The 24,092-nt window shown below is 49.2% G+C and carries 20 protein-coding genes and 2 pseudogenes; 10 read left to right on the top strand and 12 right to left on the bottom strand.

What is annotated here, in order from left to right; genetic code table 11:
* The first annotated feature begins 193 nt into the window (after positions 1 to 193).
* Positions 194 to 544 carry a hypothetical protein gene (locus HMPREF3096_RS10525; protein ID WP_167878626.1) on the top strand — a complete coding sequence of 117 codons (351 nt, stop codon included), beginning with the start codon at positions 194 to 196 and terminating at the stop codon, positions 542 to 544.
* A gap of 640 nt (positions 545 to 1,184) precedes the next feature.
* Positions 1,185 to 3,323 carry an AAA family ATPase gene (locus HMPREF3096_RS10520; RefSeq protein WP_048295729.1) on the top strand — a complete coding sequence of 713 codons (2,139 nt, stop codon included), beginning with the start codon at positions 1,185 to 1,187 and terminating at the stop codon, positions 3,321 to 3,323.
* Between the two features lie 169 nt (positions 3,324 to 3,492).
* On the opposite strand, the gene HMPREF3096_RS10515 is transcribed toward HMPREF3096_RS10520, so the two are convergent.
* The 4 genes from HMPREF3096_RS10515 to HMPREF3096_RS10500 form a co-directional block, all read right to left on the bottom strand.
* The gene (locus tag HMPREF3096_RS10515) at positions 3,493 to 3,909 is read right to left on the bottom strand and encodes a type II toxin-antitoxin system VapC family toxin (protein ID WP_048295728.1); all 417 of its coding nucleotides are present in this window, start codon (positions 3,907 to 3,909) and stop codon (positions 3,493 to 3,495) included.
* Entirely contained in the window at positions 3,906 to 4,136 is a 231-nt protein-coding gene (gene vapB, locus HMPREF3096_RS10510) for a type II toxin-antitoxin system VapB family antitoxin (protein ID WP_001261276.1), read from the bottom strand. The genes HMPREF3096_RS10515 and vapB overlap by 4 nt, the downstream gene beginning before the upstream one ends.
* Before the next feature lie 362 nt (positions 4,137 to 4,498).
* A complete protein-coding gene (locus tag HMPREF3096_RS10505) occupies positions 4,499 to 6,460 on the bottom strand; it encodes a tetratricopeptide repeat protein (protein WP_048295727.1) in 1,962 nt (653 codons plus the stop codon).
* Positions 6,461 to 7,143: 683 nt separating this feature from the next.
* Complete coding sequence (locus HMPREF3096_RS10500) at positions 7,144 to 8,391, bottom strand: hypothetical protein (protein WP_048295726.1); 1,248 nt, start codon at positions 8,389 to 8,391, stop codon at positions 7,144 to 7,146.
* Positions 8,392 to 8,538: 147 nt separating this feature from the next.
* Here HMPREF3096_RS10500 and HMPREF3096_RS30870 point away from each other — a divergent pair, with 147 nt between their 5' ends.
* Positions 8,539 to 8,817, top strand: coding sequence for a hypothetical protein (locus HMPREF3096_RS30870; RefSeq protein WP_048295725.1), 279 nt, complete (start codon positions 8,539 to 8,541; stop codon positions 8,815 to 8,817).
* Positions 8,818 to 8,874: 57 nt separating this feature from the next.
* On the opposite strand, the pseudogene HMPREF3096_RS31770 reads toward HMPREF3096_RS30870, so the two are convergent.
* Positions 8,875 to 8,991: pseudogene (locus HMPREF3096_RS31770) on the bottom strand (IS3 family transposase); the annotation flags it as partial.
* Between the two features lie 176 nt (positions 8,992 to 9,167).
* On the opposite strand from HMPREF3096_RS31770, the gene HMPREF3096_RS10490 reads away from it, so the two are divergent.
* Positions 9,168 to 9,872, top strand: coding sequence for a hypothetical protein (locus tag HMPREF3096_RS10490; RefSeq protein ID WP_048295724.1), 705 nt, complete (start codon positions 9,168 to 9,170; stop codon positions 9,870 to 9,872).
* A gap of 59 nt (positions 9,873 to 9,931) precedes the next feature.
* On the opposite strand, the gene HMPREF3096_RS10485 is transcribed toward HMPREF3096_RS10490, so the two are convergent.
* Both HMPREF3096_RS10485 and HMPREF3096_RS10480 read right to left on the bottom strand, forming a co-directional pair.
* Positions 9,932 to 10,864, bottom strand: coding sequence for an Abi family protein (locus tag HMPREF3096_RS10485; protein WP_048295723.1), 933 nt, complete (start codon positions 10,862 to 10,864; stop codon positions 9,932 to 9,934).
* A 183-nt stretch (positions 10,865 to 11,047) separates the two neighbouring features.
* The gene (locus HMPREF3096_RS10480) at positions 11,048 to 11,629 is read right to left on the bottom strand and encodes a hypothetical protein (protein ID WP_011977803.1); all 582 of its coding nucleotides are present in this window, start codon (positions 11,627 to 11,629) and stop codon (positions 11,048 to 11,050) included.
* 308 nt (positions 11,630 to 11,937) lie between these two features.
* On the opposite strand from HMPREF3096_RS10480, the gene HMPREF3096_RS10475 reads away from it, so the two are divergent.
* Positions 11,938 to 13,278 carry a hypothetical protein gene (locus HMPREF3096_RS10475; RefSeq protein WP_041937752.1) on the top strand — a complete coding sequence of 447 codons (1,341 nt, stop codon included), beginning with the start codon at positions 11,938 to 11,940 and terminating at the stop codon, positions 13,276 to 13,278.
* 50 nt (positions 13,279 to 13,328) lie between these two features.
* Here HMPREF3096_RS10475 and HMPREF3096_RS30865 read toward each other — a convergent pair whose 3' ends face one another.
* The 5 genes from HMPREF3096_RS30865 to pifC all read right to left on the bottom strand — a co-directional run bounded on the left by HMPREF3096_RS30865 (position 13,329) and on the right by pifC (position 20,040).
* On the bottom strand, positions 13,329 to 13,751 hold the full coding sequence (locus tag HMPREF3096_RS30865; protein ID WP_011977805.1) for a hypothetical protein: 423 nt from the start codon (positions 13,749 to 13,751) through the stop codon (positions 13,329 to 13,331).
* Between the two features lie 398 nt (positions 13,752 to 14,149).
* On the bottom strand, positions 14,150 to 15,292 hold the full coding sequence (locus tag HMPREF3096_RS10460) for a hypothetical protein (RefSeq protein WP_011977806.1): 1,143 nt from the start codon (positions 15,290 to 15,292) through the stop codon (positions 14,150 to 14,152).
* Positions 15,293 to 15,384: 92 nt separating this feature from the next.
* Positions 15,385 to 16,167 (bottom strand): hypothetical protein, encoded by a 783-nt coding sequence (locus HMPREF3096_RS10455; protein WP_048295721.1) that lies wholly within the window; start codon positions 16,165 to 16,167, stop codon positions 15,385 to 15,387.
* A 597-nt stretch (positions 16,168 to 16,764) separates the two neighbouring features.
* Positions 16,765 to 18,951, bottom strand: a complete 2,187-nt coding sequence (locus HMPREF3096_RS10450; RefSeq protein ID WP_011977808.1) for a KAP family P-loop NTPase fold protein — start codon at positions 18,949 to 18,951, stop codon at positions 16,765 to 16,767.
* Complete coding sequence (pifC, locus tag HMPREF3096_RS10445) at positions 18,952 to 20,040, bottom strand: transcriptional repressor PifC (RefSeq protein WP_041937753.1); 1,089 nt, start codon at positions 20,038 to 20,040, stop codon at positions 18,952 to 18,954.
* 164 nt (positions 20,041 to 20,204) lie between these two features.
* Between pifC and HMPREF3096_RS29135 the strand changes: the two are divergent.
* From HMPREF3096_RS29135 to HMPREF3096_RS10425, 5 genes and pseudogenes are all read left to right on the top strand, one after another.
* Positions 20,205 to 20,402: pseudogene (locus tag HMPREF3096_RS29135) on the top strand (hypothetical protein); the annotation flags it as partial.
* A 171-nt stretch (positions 20,403 to 20,573) separates the two neighbouring features.
* Positions 20,574 to 20,882 (top strand): hypothetical protein, encoded by a 309-nt coding sequence (locus HMPREF3096_RS10440; RefSeq protein WP_048295720.1) that lies wholly within the window; start codon positions 20,574 to 20,576, stop codon positions 20,880 to 20,882.
* Positions 20,879 to 21,571 (top strand): hypothetical protein, encoded by a 693-nt coding sequence (locus tag HMPREF3096_RS10435; protein WP_087834836.1) that lies wholly within the window; start codon positions 20,879 to 20,881, stop codon positions 21,569 to 21,571. Before HMPREF3096_RS10440 ends, HMPREF3096_RS10435 begins: the two co-directional genes overlap by 4 nt.
* Entirely contained in the window at positions 21,571 to 22,353 is a 783-nt protein-coding gene (locus HMPREF3096_RS10430; RefSeq protein WP_032420986.1) for a site-specific integrase, read from the top strand. The genes HMPREF3096_RS10435 and HMPREF3096_RS10430 overlap by 1 nt, the downstream gene beginning before the upstream one ends.
* A gap of 644 nt (positions 22,354 to 22,997) precedes the next feature.
* Positions 22,998 to 23,864: a replication initiation protein gene (locus HMPREF3096_RS10425; protein WP_032420987.1), complete on the top strand. Its 867-nt coding sequence runs from the start codon at positions 22,998 to 23,000 to the stop codon at positions 23,862 to 23,864.
* Positions 23,865 to 24,092 lie beyond the last annotated feature (228 nt).

The raw sequence follows: 24,092 nt of genomic DNA, 5'->3' as shown, positions 1-24,092 counted from the left end.
TGCACTATCAACTTCTGATGGAAACCATCCGCTGGACGCTTATCCCGCAGCAAAAGTAAAGTCCTCCGTCGCTCTCCCTTACGGTACTGATCTTTCCACTCATTTGGCATGTCCTGGAGAGCAGCTATCTTGCATGTCACACTATAGGGGGTTAGTTTGGATATCGAAAATTATTGTACGTCAAGGTCAATAATTGACCATCATTAACAATTTCCTTTGTGCTAATGGCAAGATTATGAAAAAGACTTTACTGATAGCCGCCATAGTGGCGGCAGGTATTACGTTCGCAATGGCCGACGATGGCCAGCCCGCTGGTCGACTGTACAAAATTGGCGAGCACACCGTAGAAATAGATGCGGATTGCATGATCCTCTCGGTTGACGGCTCCCCCGCTACGCTAAACGCGTCCGTATCCGGGCATATGGATTTTAATTTAGCCAACGGCGGCATTGCAGAATCGGAACCACGGCCAAACCGTCATACCTGCAAAGTGTATGCGGGGAGTGATGTGCGAACAATTCACATAAAAGAACAAACTCAATGAAAAAGACTTTCCTGATCGCAGCCGCTGGTAGCGGCAAATATTGCACCAGTACACGCGATTAGCGAAAGCTATCGCGACGCTTGAGTGGGTAACTGAGTCGTGCAGCGTCATGAGATGGCGGTAGCCGCCGAACAGATGTCTCAGCAACAACAGCACGAAAAAGAGCTGGAGCTGGAGCGTTCTCAGCGGCAACGGGGTTATGACGGTCCGACCATAGACTGATATCGTAAAACAGATTATTTAGGGAAGTTCCGCTTATTACCCTGTTGCTTATGGTTTAGGTGTTAGGTTTTTTGCATCAGGTGCATTCGGCCCGGCACGTAGTTCCCCTAATAGATCTACTGATTTTTCTGATGAGGCGGTTGGTTTACCCGACTCAGTTGATTTTGTTGTGGTACAGGCTACCAGAAGCAACGGTATTACAGATAATAAAAGGCGTGCTGAGCGCATCGTTGACGTTCTCTGGGTATATGACTGAAGCACACTATAATTGGAGCATTAAGTGGAAGTAAACTACCTGAAATCACGCTTTTGCTGTCTGTTTACCTTCAGACTCAATTATGTATCTGCATCACGGCATGCGGGCACATATTGCGGCACGATATGAAGTCCCCCAGAATAACTGGCAAAGGACAGATAAATGGACATTGAAATACACCACTGCAATAACATCGTACGAGCCCGTATCATTCTTACGCCCGATAAACTTAACATTAAGTTTGCGCCTAATGGTACCGGTAAAAGTACGCTGTCACGGGCCATAAGCTGTGCGGCTCAGAACAATACACAAGGACTGCAGGCACTGATGCCCTTCCGGCTGCGCGGAGGAAATCCCGATAAAGCCGGGCCCACTGTAATCGGTGCTGACGGGATTGGGGATGTGATGTGCTTTAACGAGGAATACGTCGGTCAGTTTACGTTCCAACCGGACGAGCTCATTAGTGACAGCTTTAATATTCTTATCCGCAATGAAGCCCATGCGGAAAGAGAGCGTGAAATAGAAGAGATGACACAAACGATCCGGGAGGTTTTCACGGAACATGCCGAGCTTAACTCGCTGATAGACCATCTGCAGGAACTCAGTAATGCCTTCAAATCAACCAGTTCCGGGATTTCACGTTCTTCTACCGGTATGAGAGGACTATCAGGCGGAAATAAAATACACCACATTCCGGCTGGTCTTGAGAACTATCAACCCTACATCCGCAGTGAACGTCGCGTTGATTGGATTGACTGGCAGACAAAGGGACTCGAGTTTTCACCCATTTCAGATGGCTGTTGTCCGTTCTGTACTGGTGATATCAGGGAAAAGGAAGCGCAAATCCGCCAGGTCAGTGAGGAATACGATAAATCCACCATTAAAAACCTGACCGCTATCATCAGACTAGTGGAAAACCTCGGTAATTACCTGACGGAGGAGGCTAGAGAACGCCTTCTGTCCATCACCCTGCTTCAGAACGGTCCAGAAGCCGAACATATCGAGTACCTGGTGGCGCTTAAACGCCAGACCGACACGCTGACAGAGAAACTTACTGCGCTGAGAGGCCTGAATGTTTTCAGCCTGCAGGAACAGCAGAACATTCGGGAGGTGCTCACTGCCAGGTTGATTGACCTGCAGTTCTTCCCCGATCTGCAATGCGAACACACGCAGGGGATCACCAACAGACTGAACGCGGCCCTTCAGGACCTGATAAACCTTGCCGGACCGCTGCAAGGAAGGATTAATCGGCACCGGGACAGCATGGTCCGGCTGATTGCACAGCACAAAACAAACATCAATAATTTCCTTACTTATGCAGGCTATAAATACAGGGTGGATATTGCCGGTGAGGGAGACCAGAGAAAACTCAGACTACGACACATGGATTTTGACGGGTACGTCAGCGGTGGCAGCCAGCATCTCAGCTATGGAGAACGGAACGCCTTTGCGATTGTGTTGTTCATGTATGAATGCCTGTCAAAAAATCCGGGACTGATTATCCTTGACGATCCCATCTCCTCTTTCGACAAAAACAAGAAGTTCGCCATTCTCGAAATGCTGTTCAGGCGCGCAAGCGGAGAATGCCTGAAGAACCGGACTGTACTCATGCTGACGCATGACGTGGAGCCAGTGATTGACACGCTGAAGTCGGTCAGAAAACTGTTCAATAATCTGGTGACCGCCTCCTGCCTGCGTCTGTCTGCCGGAGTCCTGGAGGAATTACCCGTTAACGACGGCGATATCATGACGTTCATGCAGATCTGCAAATCCATCGTCGAGTCAGCAGACTGTGAGGAGATCATTAAGCTCATCTATCTTCGCCGCTACTTTGAAATCGTTGACGAAAGTGGCGATGCTTATCAGCTCCTGTCCAATCTATTCCATCGACGCATCGTCCCGCTGGATCATCGCGAGCCAGTAGCTGCGGGCACGGGCTACCCCGAAATGGCACCTGAGAAACTTCAGCAGGCCCGGCAGGATATCCGGGAGTATGTGGACAGCTTTGATTACCCGCGACTTCAGGCTCTCGTCAGCAGCCCAGATGAAATAAAACACCTGTACCATCGCTGTCGTAACGGCTATGAAAAACTGCAGGTATTTCGTTTACTGGAACTGGATCAGGACCATCCGGTAATACGAAAATTCGTTAACGAAACGTACCACATTGAAAATGAATTCATCTGTCAGCTGGATCCGTCCAGATTTGATCTCATCCCGGAGTACGTTATTACGGAATGTGACAATATAATCGCCCTGCCACCGGCAGCAAACCAGAGCTCGGTTTCTCGTACCGCCTGATCCACTGTTTTTACCGCCATAATTTCGGAAGAGAGACCTTCGCTCCCTGATAGTCTGATCTTTTAAGACACGCTACAGTCCAGGACAGCTTGCTGTAGATATCTGCTAAAACAGCCCGTGTACGGGCTGTTTCCTGGAGCCTTTACCTCCTGACGTCGAAAAGAGGGGTTTACTTCACCCAGTCTTCCAGCACCAGGGCAGGCACCCGCTCAAACTCTCTTGTATTATTCGTCACCAGGATGGCGCCGGCCGCGATAGCGTGCCCGGCAATGGCCGTGTCGTTCGGGCCGATCGGCGTCCCGGCGAGGCGCAGCGCCACCCGGATGTCCGTCGTGGCGTCCACCGCGGCCCGGTCCCAGGGCAGGATGGCATCGAGGCGCGCGCAGAACGCGTCGACCAGCTGAATATGGCGCGGCGAGGCCTTCGGGCCGGTGGCGCCGAAGCGCATCTCGGCATACGTCACAGCCGAGACCACGATGCGATCACCGCGCAGCACCGCCTGTTCCAGGCGCTTCAGCACCGCTGCCGGCTGCTCGCGCATGATGAACGAGCAGATGTTAGTGTCGAGCATCCAGGTTTTCTTCATGGCTCAAAGCGTCCTTCATCGCTGACCACATCCTCACGCTCCGCCATAAAGTCCGGATCGGCCCTGTCCAGCTGCGCGAACGAGCCCCAGGTCGGCCGGACGGGACGCAGAATGATGCTGTCCCCTTCCCGGACGATCTCCAGCTCGCTGACGCCGTCAAAATCCAGGTCCCGGGGCAGACGGATGGCGCGGTTATTGCCGTTTTTAAATATCGAAACTGTGCGCATGGATGTTCCTCCAACTGATCATGCATGATGTGTGAGTGCATATGTGCAGTATATGCATGCCGGATTGGCTTGTATAGGTGTCACATATGCAGATGACTGGCATATGCGTATGTCTGCCATATGCAGATGCGCGGCATATGGATATGCTGTACATATCCTGTTTTCTCATTTCTCCACCGCAGATCCGAAAAATACCAGAGTCAGATCTTTGCCAGTGAATATCTCAAGAGAGCAGAGTGGATAACGCCAAGATTGGACTTTAGAATGGTTTTAGTGAAGATTGACAGGCTGCTATGAGCGAGAAGCGGAAGTTAACCATCTTCTTGCGAATACTCTTTAGCCGTGGCTATTCGTGTTGTTTTTTATTGTAATGGCTCATCGGTCAGTATGAAGGGGATATCAGCTCTGATTTTCGCAGTTAGTTCATGGTCCGGAAATCTACTTACTGCTTCTTTCCAGACTCGCCGTGCTTCCGGGTAATTACCCATATTGAAGAAGGCACCACCCAGATTAAACCATGCATGGTCGTTATCGACATTAAGAGACAAGCTATGAAGATAAGGCTCAATGCATTTCTCCAATTGCCCCATCAAATCATAAGTGCTCGCCAATCGGTACCATCCCTGATCGTCATTAGGGAAGGCTAACGTATAGATTTTCATCAAGTTTTTACTTTCTTCATACCTGTGTTGTTTATTCAACGCGATTGAAAGACATAACCCGTAATCGCCTTTCTGAAGAGAATAGGCTTTTTCAAAACATAATATGGCTTCATCTCCCAGTTCCTCATCCTCTGCCCAATGACCCAGCAGATCCCACAGTACACTTGCTGCATCTGACCCTATTTTATTTGCGCAGGCCTCAAGATCATTTTTAAATTGGAGATAAGTTTTATGAACATTTATGTTGCGATTTCGCAGGTAGATTATAGCCAGCAGCAATTCTCGTTGAACTAAAGGGTTTTCAGGAGAATGGCGCAAAGCCGATTCCCAAAAGGTAAGACTAAGCTTCGCATTCTCGATTGATTCACGGCCAAACTGCGAGACAATTTTTAAACACCATGGCCATATCCACTGTGCCTTATCTGCCTGGCTCAATAGGGCGTTAATTTCTCTAAACGCAGACCTGCCTTCACCCACATTGAAGAGAGCCGATATACGCCAGCCCTGAAGATCAATTAAACTTCCTTGCGTATCGCTGGAAAACACAATTTTATCCAGTTGTTCCAAAGCCTTTTCGAACTGGCCAGTGTTGTGATAATAAAGACCCAGTGCATAATGGGCTTCAGCCAGATAAGGATTGTGTTTCAATGCCTGCAGGTAACACTCGACAGCCTGATTTTCATTTTCGAGAGCAGCATAGGTGCCCCCCATATTTTTGAAAATCATCGCCATGAGTTCATTGTCAGAGTTCTGCTTATTGAGCTCGCATGCTATTTTATATTCTTCTAGTGCTTCGTTGAAATCATTCAGGGCAGCAAATCCATTACCAATGGAGTAATGCAACCCAGCACGATCTGCACCATCAGCAAGCGAATAAGCCTTCAATTTCAGAATACCTAATTCAACGCGCTGACGGTCAAAAATTTTATTAGCACTTGCAAGATCAATCTCGGCCATATAGCAAAACATCATTGCTGGATGTTCTTCGCCTAATACTGTTTTGAATCGTTCATATGCAGCACTGATAACTTCAGTCTGATTACTATTGTAAAGGTTTATAAGTTGATGAACCGCAGAGGCAGTATCATCTGCGACTTCATAAACTGTTAGCAATTCCCTTACATGGTCTACCATGTCATTTTCATTCATTTTCCTATGAGCTACGCGTCGGTTGCGCGCGTCAAGTGCGCTAAGGCGGGCCAGTGAGGTAATCTTGATAAGGTGCTGAATGGTCAAATCTTCAGCGAAATTGACGGTGACGGATTTCTGAGACTGCCAGCTTGGGCCCATATTTTGATAGCGGGTTAGTACACTCTGAGCAGAGGTAACCTTCAGCGTGTTTGTCGGAATATGAAGACAGACATAAAGTGAACCCGGACTCATCAGGAGATAATTCAGGTTTGAACGTTTAACTGAAATACTGACAGATCCATCTGTATTAAAACCTGCAGCAGTACCTTTTAGCTGCACCTGAAGTCGGACATTGGTCGCCATTCCATCATGCATTATTTCGAGCTGGTAATCAGTGCCGTAATCATTGTCATCTGAACTCTGTTTGAGAACCACACCTGACGAAGCGATAAAAGCTTCGAACGCAGTCTTAGCCATTGTATCGTGAACATGATTCTGATCCCGCTTAGGCAAATCATCGAGGTAATTCATGAATGGTTTCCAGTCTATGTAAATGAAGACCTAAGTCATTTCCTTACTGATTGTAAGTTATATTACACGTGAATATCTACCAAAAGCCCTGTGCTGATGTCCAGCAAAGTACACTTTTAGCAAATCACATTTTCAGCAAAACAGAGCCAATTGGCTAACACTACATGATGTGATTAACGTCCGCTTCTGGCACTCAGCAGACTTTGAGCCAACCGCTAGCTAATGTGGGCTCAAATGTGGGTGTAGTGCCGAGTACCTCCCGGTAAGTCTTTGGTCAGCCACCATGACTCGCGCATTCGGTTTAACAGATAAAACAATGCTGTTTCCGCCCCGCCGCACAGGGGGATTCACCACACCGACAATCTTTGATTGCCATCGTTTTTGTCGTCAATAGCAGGCACTCTGTCAAAGGCATCATTTCTATGCCTTTTGCACAATGTCACGTTTTTCGTTTAAATGGCCAGCACCTGTAGACTACCAGTCCCGTAACAATAATCACCAGCAGCACCAGATCCATCAGCATGCTCGTCAGTCGCCAGGCAACCAGTAACAATCGGAAACAGCCTCCAGAAATACATCGGTTAAACTCGTGTGTTCTGAATGCATGCTGTTATCTCCGTAACGTCATTTAAACCGGTTTCACTTCACCCATTTCACCATTAGCTAACAGCTGATATCATTCGCTATTTCACCACGATATTATTTTTTTTTGATAAAACTTTACTCAACAGATCCCCGCCAGATTTTGATTCTGGATTTATCAATGATGCAACGTATTCATAGTCATTGGCCAGTGTGCTTTCAGAACGTGTAAAAACATTATTATTTTCAATCAACCTACCGACCTCTTCACATGAGTCTTCTATTGACTTCTCATCAATGTTTACCTTGTCCCAGACCAGCAATCCAGATTGTAATTTTAAAATAGAATTTATCTGCTTAAGAAGAACGATGTTATTTTTATTCCGGGTGCTTGGCATGGAAGCACCATCATTTTTGTTGTAGAAGTTCGAATGCCAGTAGTCCGCATCTCCCGTATTGTAGCGATAAACCCCATTATCTTTTAATAGATTAGATACAGTATTTTTAAATATTCTCATGGCTTCATCAATATCGACTGGTAATTCGGTGTAAGGAACTGAAAGATACATCCTGCCATTGCTCTTTTCTCCATCAACTACCACGTTACCAATGCTATCATCAATAATAGTAACATTATTCGAATTGAACTTCCTTACGGCTCCACCACAATTAAAAAGGCAATAAATGTCCCGATATATTTTACCTAAGCCATGTCTTTCATAAACATTCGCCGGATATTTTGCAAGGAGGTTGAATGAAACTCCAGTCCACTTTGTCAACTCTGGGGAAAACTCAGCATTAATCGCATACAATGGGATCTCCTCCTGTTCAGCCAGTTTCTGCATTACCATCAGTTTTTGGAAATCTATAACGATAGTTGAAGCGTAAAACGTGAAATAACGGAGCATATTCGTTTTACTCAATATATCATCAATAGTCGGCCATGTAAAAATCATCAAATCTATGATTTCATACACAACTTCATCATCCAACAGGTCTTCAATCTTGACCATGAATAAAGAGTCTATCGGCTCGATCAGACTAAAAAGAAAATTGCGACATTCGGTAATGCTGCCGTTTTTAAGAAATGTCAACATTCTTCTATTCTGCATTGCATTCATTACATAATAAACAACATGGGCTCGCGACACAGAACATACCAGATTTTTTTCAGCGATACGCTCCAACTGGCTCCTGAATTCTTTCAGTTTTTTAAAAACTTCCGGATTATATTTGAAAAATCTCCTCACCATGCACTGATGAATAAAAAATTTATCCAAATTTTTTAGTGAATTTTTGGCCATAGCGACCTTAATCAATTCCTCATTATTTTTTGCTTTTTTCGACATAGTATCCACCTGAAAGATTAAAAACCAGATCTTAAATGAAGCAGGCATAAAACCCCACCCCTATCTTAAGCGACGAGTCGAGGGTTGAGTCATATCTTCGCGTCCTTCTAAAATAAATGCGCCATTCAATATAAAGGATCGAATAAGATGTCTGTAGAAACTATAAAACAAGTGCTTACCAACCCCTTTGGAACCGCGCGACTCCTTGAGGGGCACGCTGTATTAAGCAGAGCAAAGACCGCAAACATAACTGATGAACAGTTAAGAGTACTATACCCGGACCTTCATGGAACAACCGATGCTGAAATCGATGGATTTGTGACGCTGGGTAACAGGTTCGTCAAAGGTGAGGTTCGCTGCAATGGGTCCGCCTTCCCTAAGGAGAAAAATACGACTTCAAATCTTAACCCCGATAATCAAAGCTAGGGCTTATCCCTTAACTAAATTAGCTCTGTCTGACTGGACTGACCCTTCATCCAGTCTTCACCACAAGGCCGGTTCAAAGGCCTCCGGACTGTCGGCGCCAAGGTGACTTTGGCGCCGACTGCGGTTGTAGAATACATCAATGTAATCGAATATATCCGTTCGGACCCGATCTTTTTTTCAGAAACGCTTCATCTCCCCCCTTCTTTGGATTAACCCCATAATCATATAAATATGCTTTCTCACTTCGCATCCGAAAACCCCAGTCTCCGGTTCTGATGGCATCCGACCAGGCAGAACGGTGAAAAATATGACATTATTTCCAAAGCTGGCTGTCTTATTGAGGAGGCTCGATGGCGACTGAACAGATGAAACAGGTGGTTAATTTCTGGGGCTTTTTATCTCAGGGATGGCCTTATGCCGGGGCGCTTTCAATAGTCTGGATGACTCATCTACTGACCAGATCACGTGAAAAGAAAGCGATAAAAGAAAAAGCGCAGCTTGACGAAATCCTGGCGGAGAAAAAACGGCTGCATGAGCAGGAGCTGAGTGACCGGAAGCAGGCGTCAGAGTTACGCTTTATTGGTTCGCAACTGATATTTATTCTTGAATCGTTTGCAGTCAATTGCGCAGACATTGCTGTTGATAAAGGGAAAATACAAGAAAATGATGCTCCGCGTGCAGAACCGGTGATCATTCCGAGCGCAAAGATCCCTGAAATCAGTCTGGCGGGAGTGGAGGGAGACTGGCGAGCGCTGCGGGCATGGGACATGTATCGGATCATGGAACTTCCGGTAATGCTGCTTGATGCTCGCATCCATATTCGTAATCTTTCCGACGCCCTTGCGTACGGTAGCAGCAGTTCTGAACTACTCTCTATCCGGGCCCGTTATATCACACCGCTGGGCCTGCGGGCATCTTCGCTGGCCAGATGCCTCAGGAGACAATGTGGTTTTCCTGCATCACCTCTTTCCGATGGACCACATTCAGTTTCCCTGGTACTTCTGAAAGAGCGAAAGCGCCATGTTAAACAGACTTTAACATCCCAGCCAGGGTAAACCCTGTTTGGTGGTTGATATCATACTTGGACAGCAAGATTTATCATTTATCTACGGCTTTATCTGACCTGGTAAAGCGCATATATCCGGTTGTGGTACTCAAACATTTGTGACCGGTTTAGTTTTCCAGCTAAGGAAATCACGCCACGAAGATTACGTTTTTGTCGTCGTGTCAGAGGGCAATAGGTTTGGCTTAAATTATGGATTGCCAGTTCCTGTACTGAGCAGATACGCAACGCATGACTAAACAGCCCCATTTTATCCATTATGTGGTGCTTATCAGGAGATATGATGCCTATCAAAGACTCTATTTTCCTGATTTTATTGCGAATAGTGTCAATTGCGGTGGCAGCGTCAGATACATTCGGTGCTTTAACCCATATAGGTTCATTATGTGAAAGTCGATTACGGTATTCTCGCATTTCAACGATCAGGTCCTGGAGAGTTGTGCGGGCTTTTTTCTCAACCCGAGAAACTCTGCTGTACTGTCTGAAAACCCTGCCAGTTGAAACGGGCCACAGGTAATGCCGGTTTTGTGTTGAGTTAGGTGCCGCAAAATCATTATTCAGAATGAAATGCCATGCACTGAAGTCCGTCGCAGCCACGATTTGATCATGGCTCCACTGCGGAAGTGGGTGAGTCGGGAGTTTATTCTTCCGTTGGCTCTTTTTCCACGCATCGTCAAGGTTTTTAATGGCACGCAGAATTTTTCCGTAAAAAGCGGTAGTTGTGATTATCTTCCCGCATCGGAACTGAGGGTTGTCCCACCATTTTTCGCCAAAACGCCTTCTTGCTTCAGCATCGATAGCATTACGCAGAGTGATTTCAAGATTTTGCAAAAGCGGGTAAACCGACCCACCGGCAAGCTGGCTCCAGACGTAGGTTCCGTACAGCTCATTATCGCCGACAGGTTTAAACGTGGCAATATAGCTACCAAGCCGGGGAGTGGAAATGAGAGGCAGCACTGTATTCATTGGGGTATTCTGCGGCATTGCTGATCCTTATTACTTTATCTCCCGCAGTCGGGTTGACCTGCGTGCTGAGTGGATGTATCATTTTTGACGAATCCGCCTGCGGCGCTAACTTCCCCTTTACTGGTTCTAGTCGCGTTGCACTACAGGCAAAGCGTTACCGGAAGCCCACCTATGGTGGGCTTCCCTCGTTTATATACCTGCTCAGATAAGCGACCATTCAAACGTTTCCATTCGCATCGCCTTGCGCAGCTCATTAACTATTTCCTGAAAGGTACTTTCAGGGATCATATTAAAGAGTGACTGGCGAAGCGTCAGTACCGTCTCTTCATCACGCGATACCGCATTGACCAGCAGTGCTGCATAGAGCGAGTTCCCCCTTGCGAGGTATCCAACCCCCGTCAACTGCCTGGCTCGTATCTCAAGGAAAGGCATACCCGCCAGCATAATGCGCTGCAGATCATCGTTGTTCTTTATCCCGAGAATACGGCAGAACTCCCTGTGACCAGCCTGGGTCATTTCCAGATCGTACACATACTCGCTCAGTTCTGTTCCGGCCATCCTCGCCATTTCCTGGTCCATCAGGGCAACCAGTTCACTGGTACGGATGAAATTGCCAATCAGATCGCCAAACGTTGCCGTCAGAAACTCCTGCACAAAATCACTCTTTGATTTGCCGGCGGCTTTAGCCTGCCTCGTGATCGCTTCATCCACATCAGCTGGCACATTACGCACCGTAATGGTGTTAAACAACTCAGAGGGGTCTTTTGATTTGGCATCTTTCATTATGGGCACCCTGTTAACGACAATTGACTGCAAACTGGCTATAGCATCTCACATGCGTAATTGTGATGCAATATTTTATATTTGATGTTTTAAAGTGTAATTTGATGCATGTAATTAATTATGATGCCTTTATCACTTTCTTAATTTTTCGGAGATCCGAAAAAAGGTTGTCCCGGATCTACTGATCTTTATCTCCCGTTCACCGACTCTTTATCTGGGTTGCAGTAAACCTTTGTCCGGCGGGATAATCATTCTGACATAGCCCGGTCAGTTTATAACGGCAAGCTTTATACAGAGAGTGGATGCATATGGTTGATTCAACAACAGTTAACGGAAGTTCAGATTCACAGCTACCTCAACGGAACTGGAATGCCCTGTTCCGTGGAGATTATGCACTGGGGGCTTACAATGCCTGCGTGGGAGACAACGGTTGTCCGGACCTTTATTTCTACGCTGATGGTTTCGCTGACAGCGTATTCCTGCTCATTGATGCCCTTACCTCGGGGCAAAAAGCAATGCTTGATACGCTTATTTATCCTATCTGTTTCAATCTGCGACACTCCGTGGAATTAACGATAAAGGGTCAGATAGAGGATCTCAGCCGGCTTGCGAAACTAAGAAAACAGCCGCTTGCGCCCGATACAGAAGTAGACAAGGTGCTGAATCAGCACGATATTTTGAAACTATGGGCTTTTTTTTCAGGCCATGCGGTTGCGTTTGATCGGCGTTATAAGGAAAAGCTGTCAGCGCTGGAACCTCTCATTCGCTGTATTGGTGAAACAGATCCCACCGGTCAGACATTTCGCTACAGTTACAGTACGGAAGCCAAGAAACATCTGACAGATGTCAGTGTTATCAATGTATTAGTTCTGCGTGACCAATTTCGTGTCATTCGTGAGCAACTGGAAGAACTTGCCGGGTTGACTCAGTGGCTGGAGAGGGAATACTCCACCGGCGTTTTCACCAAAAATCTCAGTCGTGAAGATCTTCATGCTATCGCCGTTCAGTTGCCGCCACGGCATTCATGGTCTGATCCGGCTGCAGGCCTTGATGACATCATACAAACTATCAAATCTGAAAATGACATCGGCAGCAGGGAACTGACGGAGGCATTGAACATGATTCAAGGTTGCAGAGATTTGGCACGAATTATCGGTCTGCCTGTAACTATTCCGGGTTTGGCTATGAGTGATTTGCTAATTCTCAATGACTTCTGGAAAGTGGCATGGGATCGGGATGCTCTGGAGGATGAATTACGTAACGATATATCCGGAGTTACAGATACCCCGGTAGTACCTGTGAACCTGTTCGAGGAGATGATGCATGAAATGAAAATGATTAGAGATACCAAATCCTCTCTTGCCAGTTTCATGCAGTGGGCAACGCCAGAGAGAGTCGCCGGACTACAGGCATTAATGGAGGTCCGGAGTTTTCGTTTCAGTGAAGAACATGACCGTTGCTACGAATATTATAAAGAAGAGTTGACCGCTGCTTTTTCAGATACTGCGCAGGCGATTGAAGCTGAGTTATCAGAGATCTGGTCCCAAAGTATTGGAGGGCGTAACTATCCTTCGCGTGTGATAGACAACCTCAAACTTGCCGGGTTTACACACGAAAGCGCTGGCCTTGAGGAACACCTCTTCTCCTGAATAAACACTTTCCAGATAAAAGAATAAAGGCCGCAGCAGCGGCCTGGAACTTACTGACTTGTGACAGGAAGGTGTAAAGCGTAGGCCCGGAGAGGGGCATCAACGTTACTGACGAGCGCTTCCGCTACTTCCGTCAGGGTCTGGGTGGCCCCGACCCGGGAGTCCTCCACGGTGTAACAGTGCAGAGAGCAGGATTCTTCCCGGAAACGGAAGCCCATTGACAGGAAATTAAACTGGCCAATAATTGGTACGCCGAACCCTGGGTCAGGTGTCAGAATGTGAACAATACAGTTCGGCGGTTCAAACTGTTCAAAAGCGCCTGCCGGCAGCGCCCGCGTATTCTCGGTGCGAAGAGTCAGCAGCACCTGACTGAGTCCCTGCTGGCCGCTTTCATCCTGAAACACCGCGACACGGCTGTAAAGTCCCACCGCATGGGCTTCACTGAGTCCGTCAGCAGGAGCATATCCCAACACACCTGGCAGCTGGTTAATTTGCTGATAATAATCCTGTCGACGATACCAAGTACCCAGAAGCGCGCTATGCTGGCCCAGAAGGCTTTAATGGTTTGTTCATCATGCCCTGCGACATCACAGAACAGGGCGAAATAGAGCGCTGTTCCACGTCCGCTATGAGCGAACAGCGGAAGTTGGCATTTGCCATAACCGCAGGGATGTAGGACTAACATTGACGTGTAAAAATCAACTGTGAGCAGGTCAGGATTGCCTAACACTGTTGGGGGCGACGGCCGAGTTGACGGATCACAAGGGAAAACTGCTGGCCAATAGCGACAATGTGGCCAGCCCTTTGCGCAAGGTGTGCAATAAATCCTAGGCGGATATGCCAAGCGCAGAAAAAAACCTCTAGGGGTAAGTTACTTGGTCGCAGCGGTTGGTCTTCCAACAAATAGGTTGATACCGCTCCTTCGAAACTTACTTCTGTCGAATACGGAGACCGCGAACACCTCCGCAATGTGTTTGATCTGTTCAGGGCTGAAGTTATCGTTAATGTACTTCGGACCGTAGGCGGAGTTCTCAACGTAGTTGAGCACGATGTTTGAAAGGCCAATCTTCAGCGCTTCATCCTCTAGCTTGAGCAGTCGTTCTATCGACGCCTTGAAACTCTGGTTACCCTTAGAGAAGGTGAAGATGACATGGGTTTTATCGCCTTCCGGAAAAACGTTGAGCATCACGTTCTTTATTTCAGCATTGCTCGCTGCGCTTGATCGAGCCATTCGCTGCTCCTCCTGCTTGGATATGATCCGACTGCCATCATGGTCGAAGTATGGGATAAACGACGCGCAGCATGCTACAAGGAAAGCACCGTCGAGGACATGGTAGACGTGCTCGAATCCCAACGACTCCTCGCGTTCGATAGTGTCTGTCAACTCGTCGCAGATTTGCTGCAGTTCAGAAATGCTATGTTCGCACTGCATGTGCAGTACCCGAATTTGATGGTTCTTCTCCCCTTGCAACATGGCTTCGAGAATGAAGTCAGGGACCTTGATTTCGCCTGACTTGATCTGCGGTAGCGTCATCTGGAAGTGCGCTGGAAAGTCATTAACGTTTAACTTGTCACCCAGCAGAACTTCGCAAAAAGCTTTTGACTCAAGGATGGAGTGTAATTCCTTGGCTGCAGCCCGATAGGCGTATATGTTCAGCTGCTTGTTCGTTGCACTGAACGCTACATCTTCAATCGGTTGGAATATGGCTTTGTCGTGGCCGCCGCAGAATCCGGTGAAGGTGCTGAATTTTTTGATTCCTTGTAGCTTGAATTCCGGCTGCATAGATTGCATGTCCTCTGCCGGCGCTAAGCCAAGGTGGTATATTTTCCCCTCGTTTTCTCCGCTTACATCTGCGATAGATTCGAGTATTTTTCCCCGTTGGATAGAGTGGGCGTGGATAATTTTCCCAGAACACTTAAGTTTATCGTCGCCGGCTCGCAAGCATGCTTTTATGCTGGCTTCTTTCTGGTTTTGGCTCAAAAGTTTGTTGAACTCGATCTGCTCTGGATTCACTAAGATTTTCCTCAAACAAGGCTGGCAAGCCCCGGGCTTGCATTATTTGGGCCTTCATGGGCCCCCTACGCGCACCCTGTGTGAAAGGATGGCTAGATTCTGGTCGGAGCAATACTCTGAAGATCTTTGCACAAGGCAATGCCGTAGGCATTTGCAAGGTTGGCAATCTGCATTCCTATGGATTTCCGAAGTGCTGACAGTGCGTCATTGAAATGGAGCCACTCAGGATTACCTGAACTACATCGTAATGTTCTAAGGTCGACTGACTTCATCGCGTCGAAGAAAATCAGAATCGTCTTGGTTAGCGACAGTAGTATTTCATCAAGTGCTGTTCCGTCGAGGAGATTCCCTCGAATAGCGGTGAATCGTCGACGAAGTTCATCAAGCGACTGTCGTACGTGGTCGGGACATTCGGCATCGAATGTGGCCCATAACGAACGACGGTCCGTCATTGCAGAGACGATTTCCTTCGCTATCTGCGGTTCCATGCGCCCAGATTGAAGCAAGGCAAGGCTGCGTGAATATCCTTCGGTGCGGACCTCTGATACCATATTCTCGTGGTCTCGCTTCCACTTGCGAAGCAAGTCCGCGTCGTAAGCGCAGTCGTCACCATCGACAATGACTCCGCACTCCCGACAAAGCCACAGACCGTTATCTATGGACGTTCGTTCTGCGACGGTCTGCGAGGTCTTGTAGCGTGGCCCCAGTTCGGAGGCCGCATGAATATGTGCAGCGTGACCCGAAGTCAAAGCTTTGTTTGGGTCGGAGTGGGGCCCGATCGTGAGCTTGAGACAACGCGGATTGGAGCAAAAATGTGCAGCCCGACGGGCAAGCGCTAATTTCGTGGCTGCTTTGAAGTCATCCCTCTTGGTCACTCCCAACCTCTCTGTTTGATATGAATTATTTTCCCTAAATATTATCGCGTCTTAGGAGCGAAAGCACTGACCAATGCACTAAAACTCGATCGCGCCGGAGCCTTTAGTGTTCGATTCTCAATAGACGCTGCTGCATAAATCTGTGTGCTCAAGCCAATAGGTTTTTTGCATGAGCCAGCCCAACAGTAGTTCCAAACCACGTTATCTATCTTGGCTGGTTCTGCTATAACGCGGCTTTGAAGACTCGGAACAATCCTGTTCGCACTCAACTTGGAATAGCGGTCTTTTAGCAGTATGGGCACAACGAAACTTGCTTACCATTGCGATCAGCTCTGCTGAATCTCCGACCTTGGCAGGGCAGCGGTCACTCAGTCCATGGAGAGTTCAATGATTGGTAAGAACTACAGTGGCCGCCTATCCGCCAAAACTGGAGGCTGCAGTCAATTGACCTGCTCCCCATAAATTAACATATCTCAATGTTATCAATGTCTGCTCCTGGCACCAAGCGGACATTTATTACCTCGACGCACTCCGGTCTGGAAGGAAGCCATCCCCTCTGGCGAATGAACGTAGCCAGTTGCCGTAATAGTGAAAGCTTCAGATAGTATTTTTATTAAGTAAGATGGCGTCTTCAATCCCGCTTATCATACCCGTCAGGCTGGCTTCCTGCCTGGCTTTTATATCCTCAAACCGCTCCATAAGCCCTGTGATACCAAAAACAGTACCGATCACATCCAGGTCAAGCCGCAGATAATCACCCTGATTACTGCTGCTGACTGCCGTGCGCAGATTAAGCAACATCTTCAGAAAATCACGATCAGACTGATCAACTCCTGAGATCCACTGCGCGACGGTTTGCTCGCCTGCTATGTCACGCCATGCATACAAGAAGGTAGCCAGATACGGTACATCAGGCATTTTTTCCTGGATGTGCTTTTCCTGCAGTCGCTCACTGAGCGCAGTACAGAAAATGGTGATTTCATCCTGGGTGAAAACAGCGTCGCCCTGAGCGGAGTTAGCCCGGATATTGCGCAGAAAGACTGTCGCCCAGACAAATGCACGGGTTTGTCGGAAACACCGGCATATAAAACTGATAGCCCGCCTGCGGTCCCTGGTAATCATCTGCAGAGCCAGCTGGCTGACAAGGCCATCGATACCGATTTTTTCCTGCCGAAAGAAGATATCCCGCGCCCTGTACCATGGCAGAACCTGGTCACTGCAGCTGAAGAAGAATTTTACCAAATTGCGTTTTGCGCTGGTTTCTGCTCCGACCGTAACGGAAGGCGAAAGACGCGTGAGAATGTGTTCAAACCAGGTCCGGGATGACACACCATTACTGGTCACACTGTCCAGAAGACGTTTTTTCAGCCCCGCATAATTACATGCTGCAAGTTTCATAATGCTGCTGATATCTTCATCAGACATAACGTTCTGGGGTGAAGAATATGAAAAGTAATAGCGCCAGTACTCACCGCTGCAGAGCCTGCGTTTCTGGCGGTAGCGTTCAGTATCCTGAAGGGGAATAGTTTCAAACAACCGGAGATGGTCATATTCAAACCCGGATATTCCTGGCATCCAGGCACGCAGCTCCCATACCGAAGCGGCGCGGGACGCGCCAAATTTCTTTAGCGCCTCTGCAAGTTCAGCAATCAGGGCTTTCTGTTCGTCTTCATGTGCAATGCCGTCCCGGTTTTCAACCACAGACCATACGGTGAGGTAGTGCTCGACCCAGCCGGCGAAGAGAGGGTTAACCACTGAAATCAGCTGAAGCAGGCACAGGTCGGGATAAAATACATAATCACGCAGCCCCGGATAGCGGAACCGGATAGAGTTCAGTACCTGATTGACTTCACGGGGCGTACTGAGCCCCTCACCATAGACATCCACATAGTGAGAAAGGAGTTCTGAAGACTCATTATCAGTTACAGGACCGGAGACTTCCTGCCAGATAGTCATGGCTCCCCGGTGAAACTCCCTGCGTAAAGCGAAGTTTTCCGGTCGGGGCAGGCTGAACGACAGCGGGATAATTTTCTGCAGGTAGCGTTTGCCGTTCTGCACACCGAGGCCAGTTTCAACCGCATGCGCCAGGACGTCCCGGTCATAGCACATCACGTAGCGGAATCGTGAGAAGTCAGCAACCGACCGTACCATACGAAGCACTTCCACTGCCTGCGCAGGCTCCAGACGATCCAGATCGTCAATCACAACGATAAAGCTGACGCCCAGCCCGGCAATTTTATCTTCAATGTCAGCCCGGAGTTCAGCCGCGGTTTTTTCCCGCCCGCTCAGGCCGGTGTTCGCGAGGGCATCCATACCGTCTGCGACAAGCCCCAGACCCGGAATAAAATTACCGGCGAATCGCGTCACAGGCGCAAGCCGGCGTGAAGTCTGCTGCGCGTAGTTGAGGATATCCTCTGCGAGGGGCGCAACCTTTCCAGCCTGCGCCATGGCTGACGTATCCAGCTTCGCCAGCCTGGCCGCAATGGTCATCATCAGCGCATTAACCGGGCTTTCATCCGGTGAGTTGACCCAGGGGGAGAAGACCACGATCTGCGTGGTGGCCGGTACCTGAGCTTTAAGCTTGTCCGTCAGAAGATTCAGCAGGCTGGTTTTGCCGGAGCCCCACTGCCCTTCGATACCAATCACAGTGCTGACATTTTCATCCAGGGCGCTGATGCTACGGGCCAGCCCTTCGGCTATCGCCGTATACCCGTAACGGTCATCTTCAGCCTTCAGTACCGGGCCTTCAAAGCCGGCGCGGGCCAGTGCATTTTCAGTGGCCATCTACAGATCTCCGTACAGGCAGCGCAGCCCGGTCAGGGCCTCCGCAAGATTGCCTTCAGAGCATCGCGTGCTCAGCTCCCGGACCAGCGTCGCAAAGGCCTCCGCCGGCATAAAAATCCGCAGGCCGTCGGTACCGAAGAACCCTTCCTCTGTGACGTGTCCGGGCGGGGAGAACATCACGCGCTCGCCCTGGTGGCCGTGCGCAAGCGCTTCAGGATAGCGGGCATACAGGCTGAACAGGCCCAGCATTTCGGACAACACTTCCCAGCCGTACGGCACCACGAAGTCCTGCCCGGTGATCAGCAGATGCAGCCGCGGTGTCTCATACCAGGCGCCCGGGCGCGCGCCGGGGTGCTGGCCGTCGATGCGGATCTCAAGGCGCAGCGTACCGGCCTCAATGGTTTCCGTTACGGCCGGGATCACGGGGCGCAGCTCCTGAGCCAGGTCTCTGGCCTTCTCCCCGCTCCAGTCCAGCCCGCGCAGCATCAGCGGGAAAACGGCTTTCAGACGCGGCAGGGTAAAAATACCAGCGAGTGCACTGTCGGGAATATCGGCGAAGTTAAAGCAGTCACTCTCCAGCGGACGCAGAAGGTGTTCGCCATACATCTGATCCACGACCGGGCGCAGCGCTGCCCGGAAGGCGTCAAACTCTTCCATCCAGTTTTCTCCGGTCAGGCGGAAGATCCCCTTCAGGTAGTGGCCGTCAACCGGACGGTCGTTCTCAACCTGCCAGGCCAGCAGGTCGCGGGTGATGTTGAGCAGCGTGCCCAGGGCAGGAAGTGTGGCCAGCCTGTTCTGGCCGCAAATAAAGGCCTCCCGGGCATAGGTCAGGATGAATCGCAGCTCATCCCGGGAGACCGGAGCGGTGCCGAAGGTCTGGCCGAGAATGATATGCCGGTACAGCTGCCGGACGGTGGCATCCGGATCCGCTACCAGCTGAAAATACCCGTCGCCGGGCGCGACCGTTTTCAGTCCGTTATCGAGGAAGCGTTCCGCCAGGGCGTTGACCGAAGTATTTTCGCGACCGGCACGCACTTTCAGCGCCTCGATCAGCTTTTTGTGAAAACGCAGGTTAAGCTGGCTGAGCATCATCGTTCCTTTCATCTTTGTTTTGCTACTGATGCTAACCTAGCATCTTTTAGTTATCTATTAATTAATGTGTTTTATGATTATAATTTGTGATGTCTATGCAATTAATGAACGTGATGACTGCTGTTGCTACAGCAACGCCTGCCCCTTCTCATTTCAGCGGAGATCCGAAAACCCTGAGTTCCGGATCTCTGCGAACCCCGCCGGCGCGCAGCGGCCCGGAAACACAAGATGTAGCGGTGTTCCCAGCTGACGATGACGCTATATGTTGTGTCCCTCCCCTGCCCCGTGACCGGCCGCTCACCACCCTAAAAGGACGCTTTGCTTATTCCCTGACCGTGGTACACTTCCGGAAAGTTTGAAATAACGGAAAAGTCGGATCTCCGTGAAACGTGCATTCGGTAATTTAAAAGCGTGGTTATATGTCTACTTATTATCATTATGGTTAATATCGCTGAAAGTGATAATACGGTCGCGAAGGGATGACGGCAGCGGGGATGATTTTATGCCGGGACTATTAAAAGAGAAATTAAATGGATACAGACAGGATTCAGTTCAAGATCGAAACACTGATACCCGTTCTCAAATCTTTAGGGCATAGCAGGCTTTGGTACCGAGCGATCAGCTACGGTTCCAGATATGAAGAACTGGAGTTTATCGTCAACCAGGAAAATGAACGTCTTGCTCAATGGAGCCCTAAGCGTCAAGGGTGGATTGTGACCGACAAGATTCTTTGCATTCCCTTAAACGGAAGTCTGACGCATCCTCCGGGTGTGCCAGTCGATGATGAATGGGTGTATTTCAGAATGCACAATGAACCTTTTAGCAGAAAGTCGCTATGAAAGGGATGACGGGATTTCTCAATAAAGGAACAAACATGGCTGACTGGTTTATTGCAACTGAAGGCGTGAAGGTGGTCAAGGACAGTGCCAGTCTGTGGCCGCAGATCATCACGGGGGTTTTGTCCGCCGGTGCTGCATTCGGTGGTGTGTGGTACGGGCAGTGGCGGATAACACAGCGAGAGAAGGAAGCAGCAGCTGCGAAGCTTGCCAGCGAACGTCTCTTTATCGCTACGGAGCTGGTCTTTATTCTTGAGCGGTTTGCACAGCGCTGCGTTGGCTCCGCCCAGGAGTCAGATGGCCCAGAAAAGTATGATCAATATGGTTATGTCAGGATTGAACACCCTATACCAGAAATTGATTACACATCTGTTACCGGGGACTGGCGGGCTCTTCCTTCGGACCTGATGTACCGGCTCAGCGAGTTACCGGTTCTAAGACAGGAAGCGGCCAGCTCCATTGATGCCACCTTCTATGAAAATACGCCTTTTGATGGTACTGCCGGGATTTCTGAGCTCAACCAGCAGGCCTCCCGCCTGGGGCTGAAGGCCATTCGCTTGTCCCGTTGTCTGCGACATCTCTGTGAAATGCCAGAAGATCGACTCTCGGAGCAGCCGTGGTCAGCGTGGCGCGTTCTCTGGCGTGTACGGGGGCGTTGTATTCAGAAACTGACTGCAGCGAGAGATAACTGATGGACAGGCATCAACTTCCGGCCCTTTCTGGCCCGCAATATTCGGTGCCTGTGGTGATTGACTATCCGGCTGCGCTCGCGCTGCGCCAGATGGCACTGGTACAGGACGATCTGCCAAAATATCTGCTGGCCCCGGAGGTGAGCGCCCTGCTCCACTACGTCCCGGACCTTCACCGCAAGATGCTGCTGGCGACGCTCTGGAATACGGGCGCGCGCATTAACGAGGCGCTGGCACTCACAAGGGCTGACTTTTCGCTGGCACCGCCCTGGCCGTTCGTACAGTTGGCCACGCTTAAACAACGAACCGAGAAAGCCGCCAGAACGGCAGGCCGCGCTCCGGCCGGCAGTCAGGTTCACCGTCTGGTACCGCTTTCTGATGCGAACTACGTCGGCCAGCTGGAGATGATGGTGGCCACGCTGAAAATCCCGCTGGAGCGGCGCAACAGGCGCACAGGGAGAACAGAGAAGGCGCGCCTCTGGGAGATCACTGACCGGACGGTACGGACCTGGCTTGCCGAAGCGGTTGCTGCTGCCGCAGATGACGGGGTGACGTTCTCTGTACCGGTGACCCCGCATACGTTCCGACACAGCTACGCGATGCACATGCTGTACGCCGGCATACCCCTGAAAGTATTGCAGAGCCTGATGGGTCATAAGTCCATCAGCTCGACGGAAGTCTATACCAAGGTGTTTGCGCTCGATGTCGCGGCGCGCCATCGTGTGCAGTTCGCCATGCCGGAAGCCGATGCGGTAGCGCTGATGAAACAACTTGAGAGGCGATAAAAACTGCATTCGCGGTTCTGTAACGTCAAGCTATGGCGCAGGAGTGGAAGACAGGCGTAAAAAAGGCCACTGGCGCGGCCTTAGTTAGGTATCCTGTGATATCAAACTGCTCTCTCTGCTAAGACTTACAGTGTAAATGCAGTAATTTATCTAATTCGCGTAGTCTAGCCAGATAGCCAGCACTCATTGCCTTACCGCTTTCATCATTGGCTCCACTTATCGTAGTGCTTTGATATTACCAGCCCAGATCCAGCACAGCCAGCAGAACTGGACAGAATAGGCAGTATGTCTAACTTCTGGCCGCGGATATGATCGAGCCAGCAGTGCTCGCCGCAGCCGAGCGACAGGGCGAAGCCCCGAGTGAGCGAGGAAGCACCAGGGAACAAAACTTATAAATTCTGCTTACGCTAAATGCCTGAAAAATCACCTCCCCCTCGGGGTTATCCACTTATCCACGGGCATATTTTTATAAAGTACTTTTTTATTCTTTTTCTTAATTTTACACCTTTTAGGGAGCCTGAAAGCCGCGTACAGTGCGGCCTGATAGGGGGCCTGTATGGGCAACTGGTAAACATAATATGGGAAATTAATCACGTATCAGTGGGTTTTGTGTCAACAAGCTATGGGATACGCATCAACAAGCTATGGGAAAGAGGTCAAGTTCAGTTCTCACTTATCCACTTGTGGATAAAGTGCAGATTTTTCCGGTGGATAAGTATCGCGATAGCTTGCAATTTCTGTTTTCACTGTCATTATGGGTGGGTAAAAATTTACCCATAGGCATTGAAATGGATACTCAAGCACTCTTGCCAGCTACTAAAACGTTTAAAAAACGCGCCAGTATAAAGCAATCTAACGAATTGACCGAAGCTGCATATTACCTGCCTCTTCAGGCAAAACGTGTGCTGTGGTTATGCCTCATGCAGGCCTATTTTAATGACAGCCAGGAAGATGACTCTGACGTATTGCCGCTCTTCAAAATCAGCGTTTCCGATTACGTCAAATACTTCAATGTCGCTACGTCTGTCGCCAGTCGTGATGTGAAGGCTGGCGTAAATGCTCTGGGCGAATCAACGGTTACCTTTTATCCAAAAGAAGGTGAGTTTGAAGAAGTTAAACGTCCGTGGCTGGCTGAAGCAGGAATGAAGCGAGGCCGGGGTTCCTGGCAGATTGAATTTAACTACAAGGTCATGCCATTCCTTGTCGGCTTAACCTCCCAGTTCACTACCTATTCTCTCTATGACTGTGGCCAGCTTAATAGTGTTCGTGTCATCCGGCTTTATGAAAGCCTGTGTCAGTTCCGGAGCACTGGTGTCTGGATCACCACACATGACTGGTTATGTGAAAGGTTTATGCTCCCTGCCTCGCAGAAAAACAATATTGCTGAAATGAAGCGTACCTTCCTGGAACCTGCTCTGAAGAAAATTAATGAGAAGACGCCATTAAAGGTAACATATACCACTGAAGAAGATGGTCGCTTGCTGTTTAATTTTCTTGATAAAAAACAATAACCTGTATTTCTTATTTCCTCCCCCCTTAGTTTGTTGCTGACATATGGGGGGATACTAAACTTGCTGTATTTCCCATAGTGCTTGCCTAACTTGACCTGTTTCACGCAATCCCGGCTGTCCGCGTAGTTGACCTGTTTCCCACAGTCCCGGACGTCTGCAAAGTTGACCTGTTTCCCACAGTACGCGCCGTCCGCGGAGTTGACCTGTTTCCCATAGTCCGGGCCGTCC

This window comes from Klebsiella sp. HMSC25G12, assembly GCF_001807705.1.
In the GTDB taxonomy this organism is placed as follows: Bacteria; Pseudomonadota; Gammaproteobacteria; order Enterobacterales; family Enterobacteriaceae; genus Klebsiella; species Klebsiella variicola.
This window is presented reverse-complemented; position numbering and strand designations above follow the sequence as displayed.

Excerpts from the sequence above, each read along its gene's own strand:
- HMPREF3096_RS10480 (WP_011977803.1), bottom strand. The coding sequence starts at position 11,629 with ATGAAAGATGCCAAATCAAAAGACCCCTCTGAGTTGTTTAACACCATT.
- HMPREF3096_RS10520 (WP_048295729.1), top strand. The coding sequence starts at position 1,185 with ATGGACATTGAAATACACCACTGCAATAACATCGTACGAGCCCGTATC.
- vapB (WP_001261276.1), bottom strand. The coding sequence starts at position 4,136 with ATGCGCACAGTTTCGATATTTAAAAACGGCAATAACCGCGCCATCCGT.
- HMPREF3096_RS10490 (WP_048295724.1), top strand. The coding sequence starts at position 9,168 with ATGGCGACTGAACAGATGAAACAGGTGGTTAATTTCTGGGGCTTTTTA.
- HMPREF3096_RS30870 (WP_048295725.1), top strand. The coding sequence starts at position 8,539 with ATGTCTGTAGAAACTATAAAACAAGTGCTTACCAACCCCTTTGGAACC.
- HMPREF3096_RS10505 (WP_048295727.1), bottom strand. The coding sequence starts at position 6,460 with ATGAATTACCTCGATGATTTGCCTAAGCGGGATCAGAATCATGTTCAC.
- HMPREF3096_RS10450 (WP_011977808.1), bottom strand. The coding sequence starts at position 18,951 with ATGGCCACTGAAAATGCACTGGCCCGCGCCGGCTTTGAAGGCCCGGTA.
- HMPREF3096_RS10500 (WP_048295726.1), bottom strand. The coding sequence starts at position 8,391 with ATGTCGAAAAAAGCAAAAAATAATGAGGAATTGATTAAGGTCGCTATG.
- HMPREF3096_RS10485 (WP_048295723.1), bottom strand. The coding sequence starts at position 10,864 with ATGCCGCAGAATACCCCAATGAATACAGTGCTGCCTCTCATTTCCACT.
- HMPREF3096_RS10440 (WP_048295720.1), top strand. The coding sequence starts at position 20,574 with ATGGATACAGACAGGATTCAGTTCAAGATCGAAACACTGATACCCGTT.
- pifC (WP_041937753.1), bottom strand. The coding sequence starts at position 20,040 with ATGCTCAGCCAGCTTAACCTGCGTTTTCACAAAAAGCTGATCGAGGCG.
- HMPREF3096_RS10475 (WP_041937752.1), top strand. The coding sequence starts at position 11,938 with ATGGTTGATTCAACAACAGTTAACGGAAGTTCAGATTCACAGCTACCT.
- HMPREF3096_RS10425 (WP_032420987.1), top strand. The coding sequence starts at position 22,998 with ATGGGAAAGAGGTCAAGTTCAGTTCTCACTTATCCACTTGTGGATAAA.
- HMPREF3096_RS10515 (WP_048295728.1), bottom strand. The coding sequence starts at position 3,909 with ATGAAGAAAACCTGGATGCTCGACACTAACATCTGCTCGTTCATCATG.
- HMPREF3096_RS10435 (WP_087834836.1), top strand. The coding sequence starts at position 20,879 with ATGAAAGGGATGACGGGATTTCTCAATAAAGGAACAAACATGGCTGAC.
- HMPREF3096_RS10430 (WP_032420986.1), top strand. The coding sequence starts at position 21,571 with ATGGACAGGCATCAACTTCCGGCCCTTTCTGGCCCGCAATATTCGGTG.